The sequence below is a fragment of the Streptomyces sp. NPDC005004 genome, from assembly GCF_053600675.1.
Genome location: NZ_JBSGAH010000011.1, coordinates 61,718 through 77,316, shown reverse-complemented (window position 1 = coordinate 77,316; position 15,599 = coordinate 61,718). Strand labels below are relative to the sequence as shown.

The following is a 15,599-nucleotide window of genomic DNA, read 5'->3' as shown; positions in this document are numbered from 1 at the left end:
AAGCCTGCCATCCTCTGCCGACGGGAGGAAACCAGGACGGTCCGCCCGGGTCGCCGCAAAGCCCGTCCCGAGCCGCCCCGGCAGCCGCCCGACGGTGGCCGGGTCAGCCCGCCACCGCCTCCTTCAGCGGTCGCGCCGGGTCCGCGAGGACGCCCGCGTCCAGCGTGCGCCCCGACTCGATCAGCCGCCGTCCCTGGGCGAGATCGCGCGGTCGGCCGACGGCCAGCAGGGCGACCAGGCGGTCCTCGCGCAGCCAGCACAGGGTCCAGGCCGCCTCCCCCGGCGCGCCGCGCCAGACCGTGCGGTCGGCGGCCGCGTGGTGACCGGCGTACTGCACGAAGCGGCCGAACTGCTCCGACCAGAAGTACGGCACCGGGTCGTAGGGCGCGGTGTCGGCCTCCAGGATGTCGGCGGCGACCGTGCGGGGGCCCTGGAGGGCGTTGTCCCAGTGGTGGACGAGCAGCCGGTCGCCGTAGCGGGCCGAGGGGAACGAGACGCAGTCGCCGACCGCGTACACGTCCTCGGCCGAGGTGCGCAGCCGGTCGTCGGCCAGGACCTCGCCGTACCGGCCCAGCTCGATGCCCGAGCCGGCGAGCCAGGCGGTGGCGGGACGGGCGCCGATGCCGACCACGACGGCACCGGCGGGCAGCCTGGTGCCGTCGGAGAGCACGACGGCGCCGGGCTCGACGTGCTCCACCCTGGCGCCGGTGCGCAGCTCGACGCCCGCCGCCTCGTACCAGTCGGCCATGGGCGCGGCGGCCTCCTCGGGCAGCGCCTCGGCCAGCGGCCGGTCGGCGGCCTCGACGACGGTGACCGCGCAGCCCGCCTCGCGGGCGGCGGTGGCGAACTCGGCGCCGATCCAGCCCGCGCCCACCACGACGACGTCGTGCTGTCCGGCGAGGACCGGGCGCAGCCGCTCGGCGTCGTCCAGGGTGCGCAGGAGGTGCACGCCGGGAGCGTCGTCCGTGCCGGGCAGCCGGACGGGTTCGGCGCCGGTGGCCAGGACCAGCGCGTCGTACGGGACGGGGCCCGCCTCGGTGTCCAGCTCGTGGTCGGCGGGGCGGACTCCGAGGGCCGCGACGCCGAGCCTGAGGTCGATGCCGAGCGAGGCGAAGTCCACGTCGAAGGCGGAGTCCTCGGTCTTGCCGAGGAGGAGGGCCTTGGACAGCGGCGGCCGGTCGTACGGCTTGTGCGGCTCGTCGCCGATCAGGGTGATGGTCCCGGCGAAGCCCTGCTCGCGCAGGGCGACCGCGGTCTGCACCCCGGCCATGCCCGCCCCCGCGACGACCACGCGCCGCCCGCCCGCCCCGCTCTCCCGCGGTGTCTGCTCGCTCACCCGGCCACCTTAGACGGCGGCCCCGGAACCTGACAGCCCGTCATCCCCGGGAAGATCGCGCGAGTCCCCCGCCCGCTCCACCGGTTCCTCCACGACGCTCGTCCCCGAGCCCGGCCGCGACTCCCACTCCCAGGTCTCCTCGAGCCGCACCCGCCCGTCCGCCAGCTCCACCACGTGCGACACGCAGTGCCCGGAGGCGGTGGTGCCGTCCTGCCGGAGCTGGACGTACCGGAAGTCGAGCCGGTCGCCCTCGCGGGTGCCGACCAGATGGCCGCGCACCACGTCGCCGCCCGCGTACTCGGCCCAGACCTCGCCGTCCCGCTCGTGGTACGTGAACCGGGTACGGGTGCCGACCTGTCCTGGCGACTGGTCCGCGACCGGGGAGAGGACGAGGCCGTCGAGGGAACGGGCCATGAGGGGGCTCCTTTGTCGATGGTCCGGCGCTGCCGGATGCCGCTGCCGCGTGCCGTGACGCGCTTTCCCCCCGGCGTGCGCCGAGGGCTAGGGTGGCCACGGTAGAAGCACTCGCGGGAGCCCGGACGCACCGGGCTGAGAGGGAGGCTGGCGGCCTCCGACCGTACGAACCTGATCCGGGTCATGCCGGCGAAGGGAGGGGCTGGACGCCCATGCACGCACGTACGTCCGGAAAACCGGGTCCGCACGTCCACGGGACCCCAGGCGCGGCGGACACGAGCGACGTGCTCGTGATCGGCGGCGGGATCATCGGCCTGGTCACGGCCTGGCGGGCAGCGCAGCGCGGACTCGCCGTCACGGTGGTGGACCCCGAGCCCGGCGGCGGGGCCGCCCGGGTCGCGGCGGGGATGCTCGCCGCCGTCACCGAGCTGCACTACGGCGAGGAGGCGCTGCTCGCCCTCAACCTGGAGTCGGCCCGCCGCTACCCGGACTTCGCCGCCGAGCTGACGGAGGCGACCGGGCTCGGCCTCGGCTACCGCCGCTGCGGCACCCTCGCGGTCGCGCTCGACGCCGACGACCGCGCCCACCTGCGCGAACTGCACGCGCTCCAGCTCCGCTCCGGCCTGGAGTCGGAGTGGCTGACCGGTCGCGAGTGCCGCCGTCTGGAGCCGATGCTCGCGCCGGGCGTGCGCGGCGGGCTCCGGGTGGACGGGGACCACCAGATCGACCCGAGACGGCTCGCCACGGCCCTCGTGCTGGCCTGCGAGCGGGCCGGGGTGGTGTTCCACCGGGCATGGGCCGCGCGTCTCGACACGGCCGGCGACCGTGCCGTCGGCGTCACCGGCGAGGACGGCAGCGTGCTGCGCGCCCCCCGGGTGGTCCTCGCGGGCGGCAGCACCAGCGGGCGGCTCACCGGGGTTCCCGAGGACGTGCTGCCGCCGGTGCGCCCGGTCAAGGGCCAGGTGCTGCGGCTGACCGTGCCGCCCCGGTACGCGCCGTTCCTCAGCCGGACCGTGCGTGCCGTGGTGCGCGGCGGCCACGTCTATCTGGTGCCCCGCGAGAACGGCGAGCTGGTCGTCGGCGCCACCACCGAGGAGCAGGGCTGGGACACCACGGTGACCGCGGGCGGGGTGTACGAGCTGCTGCGCGACGCCCACGAGCTGGTGCCCGGGATCACCGAGCTGCCGCTGACCGAGACCGGCGCCGGACTGCGCCCCGGCTCCCCCGACAACGCCCCGCTGCTCGGCCCCTCCGGCCTGGACGGGCTGCTGCTCGCCACCGGCCACCACCGCAACGGCGTGCTGCTCACACCCGTCACCGGCGACGTCATGGCGGACCTGCTCACCGGGGCCGAGCCGCCGGAGGCCGCGCGCCCGTTCACCCCGGACCGGTTCGCCGCCCCCGTCCCCGCAGCCGCCGCATCCACCACCTTGGAGCACTCCGCATGAACATCTCCGTCAACGGGGAGCCCCGCGAGGTGGCCCCCGGCACCGCCCTCGACGCCCTGGTGCGGACCCTGACCCCGGCCCCCTCCGGAGTGGCCGCCGCCCTCAACGAGACCGTCGTCCCGCGCACCCGCTGGGCCGAGACCGGCCTGGCCGAGGGCGACCGGGTCGAGGTGCTGACCGCCGTGCAGGGAGGCTGAGCCATGAGCGACGATCCGCTGGTCATCGGCGACCTGACCCTGAACTCCCGGCTGATCATGGGCACCGGCGGCGCCCCCAGCCTCGACGTCCTGGAGCGCGCCCTGACCGCCTCCGGCACCGAGCTGACCACGGTCGCGATGCGCCGCGTCGACCCGGGCACCCACGGCTCGGTCCTCTCGGTCCTGGAGAAGCTGAACGTACGGGTGCTGCCGAACACGGCCGGCTGCTACACCGCGGGCGAGGCCGTGCTCACCGCCCGCCTTGCCCGCGAGGCGCTCGGCACCGACCTGGTGAAGCTGGAGGTCATCGCGGACGAGCGGACCCTGCTGCCGGACCCGGTGGAGACCCTGGAGGCAGCCGAGACGCTGGTGGACGACGGCTTCACCGTGCTGCCGTACACCAACGACGACCCCGTTCTCGCCCGCAAGCTGGAGGACGTGGGCTGCGCGGCCGTCATGCCCCTGGGCTCACCCATCGGCTCCGGGCTCGGCATCCGCAACCCGCACAACTTCCAGCTGATCACCGAGCACGCGCGCGTGCCGGTGATCCTGGACGCGGGCGCGGGGACGGCTTCGGACGTGGCGCTGGCGATGGAACTGGGGTGCGCGGGCGTGATGCTCGCCTCGGCCGTCACCCGGGCGCAGGAACCGGAGACGATGGCCGCCGCGATGCGGCACGCGGTGCTGGCCGGGCGCCTGGCGCGACTGGCCGGGCGCATCCCGCGCAGGCACTTCGCCGAGGCGTCCTCGCCCGTCGAGGGGCGCGCGCACCTGGACCCCGAGCGCCCCGCGTTCGGCTGAGTGCCTCGTCACAGCTCTGCCGCAATCCGTCCCGGCGGCCTCATTCCGGGACGGGAGTGCCGGTCCTCCCTCGTAGACTCCTTCGCGTGGATGCAACACTTCAGGACCCCCTTGTCGGGCAGGTGCTCGACGGCCGCTATCGCGTCGACGCGCGGATCGCCGTCGGCGGGATGGCCACGGTCTACCGGGCCCTGGACATGCGCCTCGACCGGGTGCTCGCCGTCAAGGTGATGCACCCGGCGCTGGCCGCCGACCGGGCGTTCGTGGAGCGCTTCATCCGCGAGGCCAAGTCGGTCGCCCGGCTCTCCCACCCCAACGTGGTGCAGGTCTTCGACCAGGGCACCGACCGCTCGTATGTCTATCTGGCGATGGAGTACGTCGCCGGGTGCACCCTGCGCGACGTACTGCGCGAGCGCGGGGCGCTGCGTCCGCGGGCCGCCCTCGACATCCTGGAGCCGGTGCTGGCCGCGCTCGGTGCCGCGCACCGGGCCGGGTTCGTGCACCGGGACATGAAGCCCGAGAACGTGCTGATAGGGGACGACGGCCGGGTCAAGGTCGCCGACTTCGGTCTGGTGCGCTCGGTGGACACCGTGACCAGCACCACCGGTGCCGTCCTCGGCACCGTCTCCTACCTCGCCCCGGAGCAGATCGAGCGGGGCGCCGCCGATCCGCGCGTGGACGTGTACGCGTGCGGTGTCGTGCTCTACGAGATGCTGACCGGCGCCAAACCGCACTCCGGCGACTCCCCCGCGCAGGTGATCTACCGGCATCTGAACGAGGACGTGCCCCCGCCGTCGGCGCTGGTCCCCGGGCTCGCGCCCGCGCTGGACGCGCTGGTGGCCGCCGCGACCGCGCGCACGGCCGCCGAGCGGCCGGCCGACGCGGCCGCGCTGCTCGGCGAGGTGCTGCGGGTGCGCGCCGCGCTCACCGAGGAGCAGCTCGACGCCGAGCCGCCGGGCGCGCTCACGGCCGGGCACGACAACGCCGAGGACCGTACGAGCGTGATCCCGCGCTCGCTGGCCGTGCCGCGCCCGCTGCCGGTGGGCGAGCCGGACGGCACTCCCGGCGGCGGTGACGTGCAGTACACGGCCCGTCTGGAGGCCGACGCCCTGCCGTCCCGGCGCTCCGGCGCCCGGCCCCGGCGCGGGCTGCTCGCGCTGGTCGCCGCCCTGGTGGTGCTCTTCCTCGGCGTGGGCGTCTGGTACGTCAACGCGGGCCAGTTCACCAAGGTCCCGCCGCTGCTGTCGCGCACCGAGGCGCAGGCCAAGAAGCGGCTGGAGTCGGCCGGTCTGAACGTGGGAAAGGTGCGCCACGCCTACAGCGACGCCGTGGAGCGGGGTCAGGTCATCGACTCCGACCCGTCGGTGGGCGCCCGGATCCGCGACCACGGTGCGGTGGGCCTGACGGTCTCGCTGGGCCCGCGGACGGTGAAGGTGCCGGACCTGACCGGCCGTACCCTGGCCGCGGCCCGGGACCGGCTGAAGTCGGCCGGTCTGGAGCCGGGCATGGTGACCCGGGAGTTCAGCGACGACGTCGAGCGCGGCTCGGTGATCTCCACGACCCCCGACGCGGGCACCGAGCGGCACGCGGGCTCCGCGATCGCGCTGGTCGTCAGCAAGGGCCGTCAGGTGGACGTCCCGGACGTCACCGGCGAGGACGTGGAGGACGCCACCCGGGACCTGACCAACGCGGGCCTGAAGGTGAAGATCGCACCCGAGCGGGTGCACTCGTCCGACGTCGACAAGGACGAGGTGGTCCGGCAGACCCCGGCCGAGGGGACCGCCGCCGAGGGCGACACGGTGACGCTGACCCTGTCCAAGGGCCCCGAGATGGCCGTGGTCCCGGACGTGACCGGGCAGGACGTGGAGACCGCGACCAAGGTGCTGGAGGCGGCCGGGTTCCAGGTCGAGGAGGACCGGGGTCTGCTCGGTCTGTTCGGCGACAAGGTGCGCGGGCAGTCGGTGTCCGGCGGCGACAAGGCGCCCAAGGGCTCGACGATCACCCTGACCATCCGCTGACCCGTGGTCCCACCCGCCGACCGGTCCTCTCCGGTGACCGGTCTCACCGCCCTCGGCGGTCCGGCGGGCGGGCCGGCGTGACACCCTGAACGGGTGACGAGCCAGGCCCCCTCCCCCGCATCCGCCCCCCTGTCCGGCGCCCTGCGCAACCCCGTCGGCGGCCATGTGCCGGTGGCCGGCGGACTGCACGCGACCGGCCTCTCCTACGCCCGTGAGCTGAAGGCGGAGACCGTGCAGGTCTTCGTCGCCAACCCGCGCGGCTGGGCCACGCCCGCCGGGAACCCGAAGCAGGACGAGGCGTTCCGCGCGGCGTGCGCCGAGGAGTCGGTCCCGGCGTACGTGCACGCCCCCTACCTGATCAACTTCGGCTCGCACACCGAGGCCACCGTCGAGAAGTCCGTGGAGTCGCTGCGCCACTCGCTGCGGCGGGGCCGGGAGATCGGCGCGCTCGGGGTCGTCGTGCACACCGGCAGCGCGACCGGCGGCCGGGCCCGTGAGGTGGCCCTGAAGCAGGTGCGGGAGCACATGCTGCCGCTCCTGGACGAACTGACCCACGACGACGACCCGTTCCTGCTGCTCGAGTCCACGGCCGGGCAGGGCGCCTCGCTGTGCTCGCGCACCTGGGACTTCGGACCGTACTTCGAGGCGCTCGACGCCCATCCGAAGCTCGGTGTCTGCCTGGACACCTGTCACATCTTCGCCGCCGGGCACGACCTGACGGGGCCCGACGGGATGCGGCAGACCCTGGACCTGCTGGTGGAGACCGTGGGCGAGGGGCGGCTGAAGCTGATCCACGCCAACGACTCCAAGGACGTGGCGGGCGCGCACAAGGACCGGCACGAGAACATCGGCGCCGGGCACATCGGCGAGGAGCCGTTCCGCGCCCTGCTGAACCACCCGGCGACGGCGGGTGTGCCGCTGGTCATCGAGACCCCGGGCGGCCAGGAGGGCCACGCGGCGGACGTGGCCCGGCTCAAGCGGCTCCGCGACGGCTGACGACAGCCGAGGGACAATGCGGGGCGGTGCTCAGAGCTCGGGGCCGTCCCCCGGCTGCTCCTGGTAGGAGTAGCGCTGCTCGCGCCACGGGTCGCCGATGTTGTGGTAGCCGCGCTGCTCCCAGAAGCCGCGCCGGTCGGCGGTCATGTACTCCACGCCGCGCACCCACTTGGGGCCCTTCCAGGCGTAGAGGTGCGGGACGATCAGGCGAGCCGGGAAGCCGTGCTCGGCGGTGAGGAGTTCGCCGTCCTTGTGGGTGGCGAAGACCGACTGGTCGGAGGCGAAGTCCGCGAGACGGAGATTGGCGCTGAACCCGTACTCCGCCCACACCATCACATGGGTGACCTCGGGCGCGGGCGGCGCCAGGTCGAGGAGCGCGCGGGCGGGCACCCCGCCCCATTCGGCGCCCACCATGCTGAACTTGGTGACGCAGTGCAGGTCGGCCACGACCGTGGCGTACGGCAGGGCCGTGAACTCCTCGTGGGACCAGGCGTGCTTGGCGCCGTCGGCGGTTGCGCCGAACACCTGGAAGTCCCAGCGTTCGGGACGGAACTTCGGCACCGGTCCGTAGTGGGTGACGGGCCAGCCGCGCTGGAGGCGCTGCCCCGGCGGAAGTTCTGCCTCTGCGCGTGCTCCGGACGCACGTTCCACCGGATGACCCATGCCTCCATCCTGACAGACCGGAGAGGGTGCATCCGACCAGGCATCACGCCAATGCGGACATACATCACTAAGCATGTACTTACTGGACGAGTTGGGGCACCGGTGAAATCATGCGGCACCATCAGCCAGGATTGCCGGAAGGAGTCCATCCCGATGCAAGGCGACCCCGAGGTCATCGAGCTGCTCAACGAACAGCTCACCGCCGAGCTCACCGCGATCAACCAGTACTTCCTGCACGCCAAGCTCCAGGACCACAAGGGGTGGACGAAGCTCGCCCAGTACACCCGGGCCGAGTCCTTCGACGAGATGCGGCACGCGGAGGTGCTGACCGACCGCATCCTGCTGCTGGACGGGCTGCCCAACTACCAGCGGCTCTTCCATGTCTCGGTCGGGCAGACCGTGACGGAGATGTTCCGGGCCGACCGGCAGATCGAGGTCGAGGCCATCGACCGGCTGCGCCGGGGCGTGGAGATCATGCGCGACAAGGGCGACATCACGTCGGCGAACGTCTTCGAGGCGATCCTGGCCGACGAGGAGCACCACATCGACTATCTGGAGACCCAGCTCGACCTGATCGACAAGCTGGGCGAGGCGCTGTACCTGTCCACCACGATCGAGCAGAGCCAGCCGGACTCGTCGGGTCCGGGCACGGGCGGCTTCTCCACCCACTGAGGACCCGCCCCATCGGCGACCCACAGCGGACCCGTCGAGGACCGCGAGGGGTCAGGCGGCGGCCGGGCGCTGCGGCAGCGCCGCGGAGGCGGCAGCGGTGACCAGCACCGGGGGCCGCTGGGCGATCTGCTCGCGGCGCGGGCAGGCGCCCCGGCCGAGCAGCGCCTGGATGCGGCGGACGCAGCCGCCGCAGTCGGTGCCCGCCTTGCAGGCGGAGGCGATCTGCCGCGGGGTGCAGGCGCCGTCCCGGGCGTGCTGCTCGACCTGCTGCTCGGTGATGCCGAAGCAACTGCAGACGTACACCCGGTTCACCTCCGACGAGAACGCCGTATGCGCCATCCCCGTATCTCGGTGAGGCAAACCTAACCTAACCCAGTGACCGGGGCCCGGGAAAGCGGAAGGGCGCGGATCTCATGTGATCCGCGCCCTACTTCACGCTTCGCGCCGCTTCGGGCTCACTGGTCCCGGTACATCTCCGCGACGAGGAAGGCGAGGTCCAGCGACTGGCTGCGGTTGAGCCGGGGGTCGCAGGCCGTCTCGTAACGCTGGTGGAGGTCGTCGACGAAGATCTCGTCGCCGCCGCCGACGCACTCGGTGACGTCGTCGCCGGTCAGCTCCACGTGGATGCCGCCGGGGTGGGTGCCCAGACCCTTGTGGACCTCGAAGAAGCCCTTGACCTCGTCCAGCACGTCGTCGAAGCGGCGGGTCTTGTGCCCGGAGGCCGCCTCGAAGGTGTTGCCGTGCATCGGGTCGGTCACCCAGGCCACCGTCGCGCCGGACGCCGTGACCTTCTCGACCAGCTCGGGCAGCCGGTCGCGGATCTTGTCGGCGCCCATGCGGACGATGAACGTCAGCCGGCCCGGCTCCCGCTCGGGGTCGAGACGGTCGATGTAGCGCAGCGCGTCCTCGGCCGTGGTGGTCGGGCCGAGCTTGATGCCGATCGGGTTGCGGACCTTGGAGGCGAACTCGATGTGCGCGCCGTCCATCTGCCGGGTGCGCTCACCGATCCACACCATGTGCCCGGAGACGTCGTACAGCTTGCCGGTGCGGGAGTCGACCCGGGTCAGGGCCGTCTCGTAGTCCAGCAGGAGCGCCTCGTGCGAGGAGTAGAACTCGACGGTCTTGAACTCCTCCGGCTCGGCGCCGCAGGCCCGCATGAAGTTCAGCGCCTGGTCGATCTCGCGGGCCAGCTGCTCGTAGCGCTGGCCGGAGGGCGAGGACTTCACGAAGTCCTGGTTCCAGGCGTGCACCTGGCGCAGGTCGGCGTAGCCGCCGGTGGTGAAGGCGCGGACCAGGTTCAGCGTGGAGGCGGAGGCGTGGTACATCCGCTTCAGGCGCTCGGGGTCGGGGATCCGGCTCTTCTCGGTGAAGTCGAAGCCGTTGACGGAGTCGCCGCGGTACACCGGCAGGGTCACGCCGTCGCGGGTCTCGGTGGGCTTGGAGCGCGGCTTGGAGTACTGGCCCGCGATCCGGCCGACCTTGACCACCGGCACGGAGGCCGCGTAGGTCAGCACGGCGCCCATCTGGAGGATCGTCTTGACCTTGGCCCGGATGTCCTCCGCGCCGACGCCCTCGAAGGACTCGGCGCAGTCGCCGCCCTGGAGCAGGAACGCCTCCCCCTTGGCGACGGACGCCAGACGGGCACGCAGCAGGTCGCACTCGCCCGCGAAGACGAGGGGCGGATAGCTGGACAACTCCGCGATCACTTCGCGCAGAGCCTCGGCATCCGGGTATTCGGGCTGCTGCGCCGCGGGCAGGTCTCGCCAGGTCGCCTCTGCGGCGACGGCTCGGGAATCAGCGTTCACGGTCACCTTGTAAACATTACGGGGTCGCAACCCGTGCTCCCGGTTCAGCTCGAAAGGTGAGACGAAGTGACTGCCCCGTGGACGGCCCGCCGGTACGGTAGGGTCTTTCCCATGTTCGCGCCTACGATCCAGAACTGGTGGTGGACCGCTTCTCCGGCGGCCCGCTGACTGCGCGTACTCAAGACTTCGCGAAGGCCGCCCGAGGGGCGGCCTTCGGTGTTTTCCGGGGTCGTCTCCTCGACCGGCGTCCGCCGTCCCGTTTCTCGGACCGACGCAAGAGGACCCCATGAACCCGACCGATCCCACCGGTGCCACCGACCCCGCTCGTACGACCGACCTGGCCCGTCTCGCCGACGACCCGCGCCCCTTCGCCCTGCTGCACCGCCGCACCCCGGGCCGCGAGGAGCCCACGGTGGAGGTGCTGCTCGGCCCCGTCACCGCCCGCGACCGCCTGGCCGACCTGCCCGACGAGGGCCTGGCACTGATCCCGTTCCGCCAGATCCGCGAGCGCGGCTTCGACGTCCGCGACGACGGCACCCCGCTCCTGGTGCTGACCCCCGAGGAGTCCTACGAGGTCCCGCTCGCGCGGGCGCTGGACACCCTGCCGGACCACGCGGTGAGGGTCGAGGACGGCGGGTTCGACGTGGCCGACGACGCGTACGCCGAGATCGTCGGGCGGGTGCTGCGCGAGGAGATCGGGCGCGGCGAGGGCGCCAACTTCGTGATCCGGCGAACGTACCGGGGCGAGATCCCGGGCTTCTCGCGCGCCGACGCGCTGGCGCTGTTCCGGCGGCTGCTCGCGGGCGAGCGGGGCTCGTACTGGACGTTCGTGGTGCACACCGGGGAGCGCACGCTGGTCGGGGCGAGCCCTGAGGCGCATGTCCGGATGTCCGGGGGCACGGTGGTGATGAACCCGATCAGCGGGACGTACCGCTACCCGGCCGGGGGGCCGACGCCGGAGCGTCTGCTGGACTTCCTCGCCGACGCCAAGGAGACCGAGGAGCTCTCCATGGTGGTCGACGAGGAGCTGAAGATGATGTGCACCGTCGGCGATCGGGGCGGGGTCGTGATCGGCCCCCGGCTGAAGGAGATGGCGCACCTCGCGCACACCGAGTACGAGCTGCGCGGCAGGTCCTCGCTGGACGTGCGGGACGTGCTGCGGGAGACCATGTTCGCGGCGACGGTCACCGGCTCCCCGGTGCAGAACGCGTGCCGGGTGATCGAGCGGTACGAGCCGACCGGGCGCGGCTACTACGCGGGCGCCCTCGCCCTGCTGGGCCGGGACGCGGGCGGCGCGCGCACGCTGGACTCCCCCATCCTCATCCGCACCGCCGACATCACCGCCGACGGACACCTGAGCGTGCCGGTCGGGGCGACCCTGGTGCGCGGCTCGGACCCGGCGGGCGAGGTCGCCGAGACCCACGCGAAGGCGGCGGGCGTGCTGGCGGCGCTCGGAGTACGGCCCGCCCGGCCGCGTGCCGAGCGGGCCCTGCCCCGGCTCGCGGAGGACCCCAGGGTGCGGGCCGCGCTGGACGGGCGGCGCGCGGCGCTGGCGCCGTTCTGGCTGCGGATGCGGGAACCGGCAGCGCCGGTCGGCATGCACGCGCTGGTGGTCGACGGCGAGGACACCTTCACCTCGATGCTGGCGCACGTGCTGCGCTCGGCGGGCCTGGAGGTGACCGTGCGCCGCTACGACGAGCCGGGGCTGCGGGAGAGCGCGCTCGCGCACGAGGGCCCGCTGGTGCTGGGTCCGGGCCCGGGCGACCCCGGCGATCCGGCGGACCCGAAGATGCGGGTGCTGCGGGAGCTGACGGCGGCCGCGCTGAGCGCGCATGTGCACGGGGTGTTCGGGGTGTGCCTGGGCCACGAGCTGATCGCGGCGGAGCTGGGCCTGGAGATCGTCCGCAAGAAGGTGCCGTACCAGGGCGCGCAGACCACGGTCGACCTGTTCGGGCGCCCGGAGACGGTCGGCTTCTACAACAGCTTCGTGGCGCGCTGCGACGACGAGGCCGCGGCCGAACTGGCCGCGCACGGCGTGGAGGTGAGCCGCTCGGCCGACGGCGAGGTGCACGCGCTGCGCGCGGACCGGTTCGTCTCGGTGCAGTTCCACCCGGAGTCGGTGCTGACCCTGAACGGGGCGGCGCTGGTCCGGGACCTGGTGCTGCGGACCCGGACCGCGACCGCGTAGCCGCGCCGGCACCCGTCAGCCGAAGAACACCCCGGCCTCCTCGTACAGCTCGGGCTTCACCGTCTTCAGCGTGGCCGTGGCCTCCGCGATCGGGACGCGCACGATGTCGGTGCCCTGGAGGGCGACCATCACCCCGAAGTCGCCCTCGTGGACGCAGTCGACGGCGTGCAGCCCGAAGCGGGTGGCCAGCCAGCGGTCGAAGGCGCTCGGCGTGCCCCCGCGCTGGACGTGCCCGAGCACGGTGGTGCGGGCCTCCTTGCCGGTGCGCTTCTCGATCTGCTTGGCCAGCCACTCCCCGACCCCGGAGAGCCGGACGTGCCCGAAGGAGTCCAGCGACTCGTCCTTGAGCACCACCTCCCCGTCCCTGGGCATGGCGCCCTCGGCGATGACGACGATGGGGGCGTACGACGCCTCGAAGCGGGAGGTGATCCAGCCGCACACCTGGTCCACGTCGAAGCGCCGCTCGGGGATGAGGATGACGTTGGCGCCCCCGGCGAGCCCGGAGTGCAGGGCGATCCAGCCCGCGTGCCGTCCCATGACCTCGCAGACCAGGACCCGCATGTGGGACTCGGCGGTGGTGTGCAGCCGGTCGATGGCCTCGGTGGCGATGTTGACGGCCGTGTCGAAGCCGAAGGTGTAGTCGGTGCCGGAGAGGTCGTTGTCGATGGTCTTGGGCACCCCGACACAGGGCACCCCGTGCTTCTCGTACAGCTCGGCGGCGACCCCGAGGGTGTCCTCGCCGCCGATCGCGATCAGGGCGTCCACGCCCTCCTCGCGCAGGTGCTCCCTGACCCGGCGCACCCCGTCCTCCTCCTTGAGCGGGTTGGTCCGCGAGGAGCCGAGGATGGTGCCGCCCCGGGGCAGGATGCCGCGCACGGCGGGGATGTCCAGCGGGACGGTGCGGCCCTCCAGCGGGCCACGCCAGCCGTCCTTGAAGCCGGTGAAGTCGTACCCGTACACTTGCACGCCCTTGCGGACGATGCCTCGGATGACGGCGTTGAGACCCGGGCAGTCGCCGCCCCCGGTCAGTACTCCGACGCGCATGGAATGTCCCTTCGCCGAGGTGTCCCGACCCAGCCACGTTAATCGTGATACAGCTCACGCACCGAGGTGGGAAGGGCGATTCCGGTGAATCACGGGTCGGCGCGGGGGCTCACTCGTCGTCGAGACCGCGTTCGATGGCGTAGCGGACCAGCTCGACGCGGTTGTGCAGCTGGAGCTTGCCGAGGGTGTTCTGGACGTGGTTCTGGACCGTGCGGTGCGAGATGACCAGGCGTTCGGCGATCTGCTTGTAGCTCAGCCCCTTGGCGACCAGGCGCAGCACCTCGGTCTCCCGGTCGGTGAGCCGGGGCGCGCCGGGGGCGTCGGTGTCGGGCGCGGGAGCGGGCTCGGCGGCCAGGCGGCGGTACTCGCCGAGGACGAGTCCGGCCAGGCCCGGGGTGAACACCGGGTCTCCGGCGGCGGTGCGGCGTACGGCGTCGGTCAGTTCCCCGGTGGAGGCCGACTTCAGCAGATAGCCGGTGGCGCCGGACTTCACGGCCTCCAGCACGTCGGCGTGCTCGCCGCTCGCGGACAGCACGAGGACGCGCAGGGCCGGGTCGTGGGCGACGAGTTCCTTGCACACCTGGACGCCGGGCTTGGCGGGCAGGTTCAGGTCGAGCACGAGCACGTCGGGGGCGGCGGCCTTGGCGCGGCGTACGGCCTGTTCGCCGTCGCCCGCCGTGGCGACCACGGCGAAGCCGGACTCGGCCAGGTCGCGGGCGACCGCGTCGCGCCACATGGGGTGGTCGTCCACCACCATGACCTTGATCGGGTCGTGCTCCGTCATCGCTTCTCCGCCTTCCCGCGCGCCCCTTCGGCGCTCTTCGGTACCGTCAGCTCGACCTCCGTGCCCTGGCCCGGCACCGAGATCAGCTCGGCGCTGCCGCCGAGGTCGCGCAGCCGTCCCCGGATCGACTGGGCCACGCCGAGCCTGCCCTCGCCCTCGGCCTCGGCGAGCCGGCCCTCGGGGATGCCGGGGCCGTCGTCGCGGACGGTGACCACGATCGCGTCGGGCTCGTCCTCGACCAGGATCCAGGCGCGGGCCTCGTCGCCCGCGTGTGCGCGCACGTTGTCCAGGGCGGCCCCGACGGCGGCCGCCAGCTCGCGCGCGGCGGCCGGGGGCAGCGGCACCGGGGCGCCCGGCTCGGCCAGGCTCACCCGGGCCCCGGCGTAGGGGGCGAGCAGGGTGCGCAGGTCGAGCGGGCCGTCGTCCGGGGTTACGGCGACCTCGTCGCGAGGTGTCCCCTGGCCCGCGTCCAGCGGGATGCGGGAGAGCGGCAGCAGGCCGCCGGAGACCAGGGTGCGCAGGGCGACCTCCTGCTCGCCGGCGAGCCGCCCCAGCTCGGCCGCCTCGCCGCCGATGACCGCGCCGCGCCGCTGCACCATCGCGAGCACCTGGAGCACGCTGTCGTGGATGTCGCGGGCCAGGCGCTCGCGTTCCCGGGTGGCGGCCTCGATCTCCAGGGCGCGGGCGAGGGTGCGCTCGGAGGCGCGGGCGACCTCGACGACGTAGCCGATGGCGATGGAGGCGAGCCAGACCAGGATGACGTTGTGCACGGTGTCGCGGGTCGGGGCGCCGCGCTCGATCAGGTTGGCGGCGGCGACGGCCGTGGAGGCGATCGCGGCCCAGCGCCAGCCCCCCTTGAGGGCGAAGGCCAGCACCGCCCCCGCCGTCCATATCGACGGCAGGGTGGGTCCGCCGCCCGCGATCCGCGCGGGGTCGTCGGTGAACGGGGTGAGCAGGATGCCCGTCACGGCGACGGTCAGGTCGGCGGCGAGGAAACGCCGGGTGCAGCGCTCGGCGCCGGTGACCCGGGGCAGGGTGGCGGCCGTCCATACGAGGAGGACCGCGTAGTACGCGACGGCCGCCCAGGGGCGTACGAAGTGGCCGAAGGCGGTGACGCCCAGACCGATGGCGTACAGCGCCGTCAGGACGCGGTACCCGGCGAGCGCGCGCCACAGCGGCAGCTCCACCGACATCCGCAGGACCCGTTCACGCCCGGCCACGACCGCCCCCCGT

16 protein-coding genes and 1 riboswitch are annotated in these 15,599 nt (G+C 73.3%); of the genes, 8 read left to right on the top strand and 8 right to left on the bottom strand.

The genetic code is table 11. The features are described from left to right. Window positions 1–103 precede the first annotated feature (103 nt). On the bottom strand, window positions 104–1,336 hold the full coding sequence (locus tag ACWEEU_RS17620; protein ID WP_385744022.1) for an NAD(P)/FAD-dependent oxidoreductase: 1,233 nt from the start codon (window positions 1,334–1,336) through the stop codon (window positions 104–106). Window positions 1,337–1,345: 9 nt separating this feature from the next. Next, window positions 1,346–1,750: a hypothetical protein gene (locus tag ACWEEU_RS17615; RefSeq protein WP_385744020.1), complete on the bottom strand. Its 405-nt coding sequence runs from the start codon at window positions 1,748–1,750 to the stop codon at window positions 1,346–1,348. Window positions 1,751–1,853: 103 nt separating this feature from the next. Continuing rightward, a riboswitch (TPP riboswitch) is annotated at window positions 1,854–1,965 on the top strand. On the opposite strand from ACWEEU_RS17615, the gene thiO reads away from it, so the two are divergent. From thiO to ACWEEU_RS17590, 5 genes are all read left to right on the top strand, one after another. Then, window positions 1,963–3,198 carry a glycine oxidase ThiO gene (gene thiO / locus ACWEEU_RS17610; RefSeq protein WP_385744018.1) on the top strand — a complete coding sequence of 412 codons (1,236 nt, stop codon included), beginning with the start codon at window positions 1,963–1,965 and terminating at the stop codon, window positions 3,196–3,198. It overlaps the preceding riboswitch by 3 nt. Continuing rightward, window positions 3,195–3,395 (top strand): sulfur carrier protein ThiS, encoded by a 201-nt coding sequence (gene thiS / locus ACWEEU_RS17605; RefSeq protein ID WP_356097664.1) that lies wholly within the window; start codon window positions 3,195–3,197, stop codon window positions 3,393–3,395. Before thiO ends, thiS begins: the two co-directional genes overlap by 4 nt. Before the next feature lie 3 nt (window positions 3,396–3,398). Continuing rightward, on the top strand, window positions 3,399–4,196 hold the full coding sequence (locus ACWEEU_RS17600; RefSeq protein WP_451733261.1) for a thiazole synthase: 798 nt from the start codon (window positions 3,399–3,401) through the stop codon (window positions 4,194–4,196). Window positions 4,197–4,282: 86 nt separating this feature from the next. After that, window positions 4,283–6,214 (top strand): Stk1 family PASTA domain-containing Ser/Thr kinase, encoded by a 1,932-nt coding sequence (pknB, locus tag ACWEEU_RS17595; RefSeq protein WP_385744014.1) that lies wholly within the window; start codon window positions 4,283–4,285, stop codon window positions 6,212–6,214. A gap of 93 nt (window positions 6,215–6,307) precedes the next feature. Further along, complete coding sequence (locus tag ACWEEU_RS17590) at window positions 6,308–7,210, top strand: deoxyribonuclease IV (RefSeq protein ID WP_385744012.1); 903 nt, start codon at window positions 6,308–6,310, stop codon at window positions 7,208–7,210. Between the two features lie 30 nt (window positions 7,211–7,240). Here ACWEEU_RS17590 and ACWEEU_RS17585 read toward each other — a convergent pair whose 3' ends face one another. Further along, window positions 7,241–7,873: a sulfite oxidase-like oxidoreductase gene (locus ACWEEU_RS17585; protein ID WP_385744010.1), complete on the bottom strand. Its 633-nt coding sequence runs from the start codon at window positions 7,871–7,873 to the stop codon at window positions 7,241–7,243. A 153-nt stretch (window positions 7,874–8,026) separates the two neighbouring features. Here ACWEEU_RS17585 and bfr point away from each other — a divergent pair, with 153 nt between their 5' ends. Further along, window positions 8,027–8,545 (top strand): bacterioferritin, encoded by a 519-nt coding sequence (bfr, locus tag ACWEEU_RS17580; protein ID WP_385744008.1) that lies wholly within the window; start codon window positions 8,027–8,029, stop codon window positions 8,543–8,545. A 51-nt stretch (window positions 8,546–8,596) separates the two neighbouring features. Here the strand turns inward: bfr and ACWEEU_RS17575 are convergent, their stop codons facing one another. Both ACWEEU_RS17575 and ACWEEU_RS17570 read right to left on the bottom strand, forming a co-directional pair. Next, window positions 8,597–8,848: a (2Fe-2S)-binding protein gene (locus ACWEEU_RS17575; protein WP_385744036.1), complete on the bottom strand. Its 252-nt coding sequence runs from the start codon at window positions 8,846–8,848 to the stop codon at window positions 8,597–8,599. 152 nt (window positions 8,849–9,000) lie between these two features. Continuing rightward, on the bottom strand, window positions 9,001–10,356 hold the full coding sequence (locus tag ACWEEU_RS17570) for a class II 3-deoxy-7-phosphoheptulonate synthase (protein ID WP_385744006.1): 1,356 nt from the start codon (window positions 10,354–10,356) through the stop codon (window positions 9,001–9,003). A gap of 105 nt (window positions 10,357–10,461) precedes the next feature. Here ACWEEU_RS17570 and ACWEEU_RS17565 point away from each other — a divergent pair, with 105 nt between their 5' ends. Together ACWEEU_RS17565 and ACWEEU_RS17560 are read left to right on the top strand one after the other, a co-directional pair. Next, the gene (locus ACWEEU_RS17565; protein WP_356098408.1) at window positions 10,462–10,518 is read left to right on the top strand and encodes a trp operon leader peptide; all 57 of its coding nucleotides are present in this window, start codon (window positions 10,462–10,464) and stop codon (window positions 10,516–10,518) included. A gap of 118 nt (window positions 10,519–10,636) precedes the next feature. Continuing rightward, a complete protein-coding gene (locus ACWEEU_RS17560) occupies window positions 10,637–12,538 on the top strand; it encodes an anthranilate synthase family protein (protein ID WP_385744004.1) in 1,902 nt (633 codons plus the stop codon). 15 nt (window positions 12,539–12,553) lie between these two features. On the opposite strand, the gene ACWEEU_RS17555 is transcribed toward ACWEEU_RS17560, so the two are convergent. The 3 genes from ACWEEU_RS17555 to macS form a co-directional block, all read right to left on the bottom strand. Next, the gene (locus ACWEEU_RS17555) at window positions 12,554–13,582 is read right to left on the bottom strand and encodes a 6-phosphofructokinase (protein WP_385744001.1); all 1,029 of its coding nucleotides are present in this window, start codon (window positions 13,580–13,582) and stop codon (window positions 12,554–12,556) included. 109 nt (window positions 13,583–13,691) lie between these two features. Then, complete coding sequence (locus ACWEEU_RS17550; protein WP_385743999.1) at window positions 13,692–14,366, bottom strand: response regulator; 675 nt, start codon at window positions 14,364–14,366, stop codon at window positions 13,692–13,694. Beyond that, window positions 14,363–15,586, bottom strand: coding sequence for a MacS family sensor histidine kinase (gene macS / locus ACWEEU_RS17545; protein ID WP_451733253.1), 1,224 nt, complete (start codon window positions 15,584–15,586; stop codon window positions 14,363–14,365). Before macS ends, ACWEEU_RS17550 begins: the two co-directional genes overlap by 4 nt. Between the last annotated feature and the right edge of the window lie 13 nt (window positions 15,587–15,599).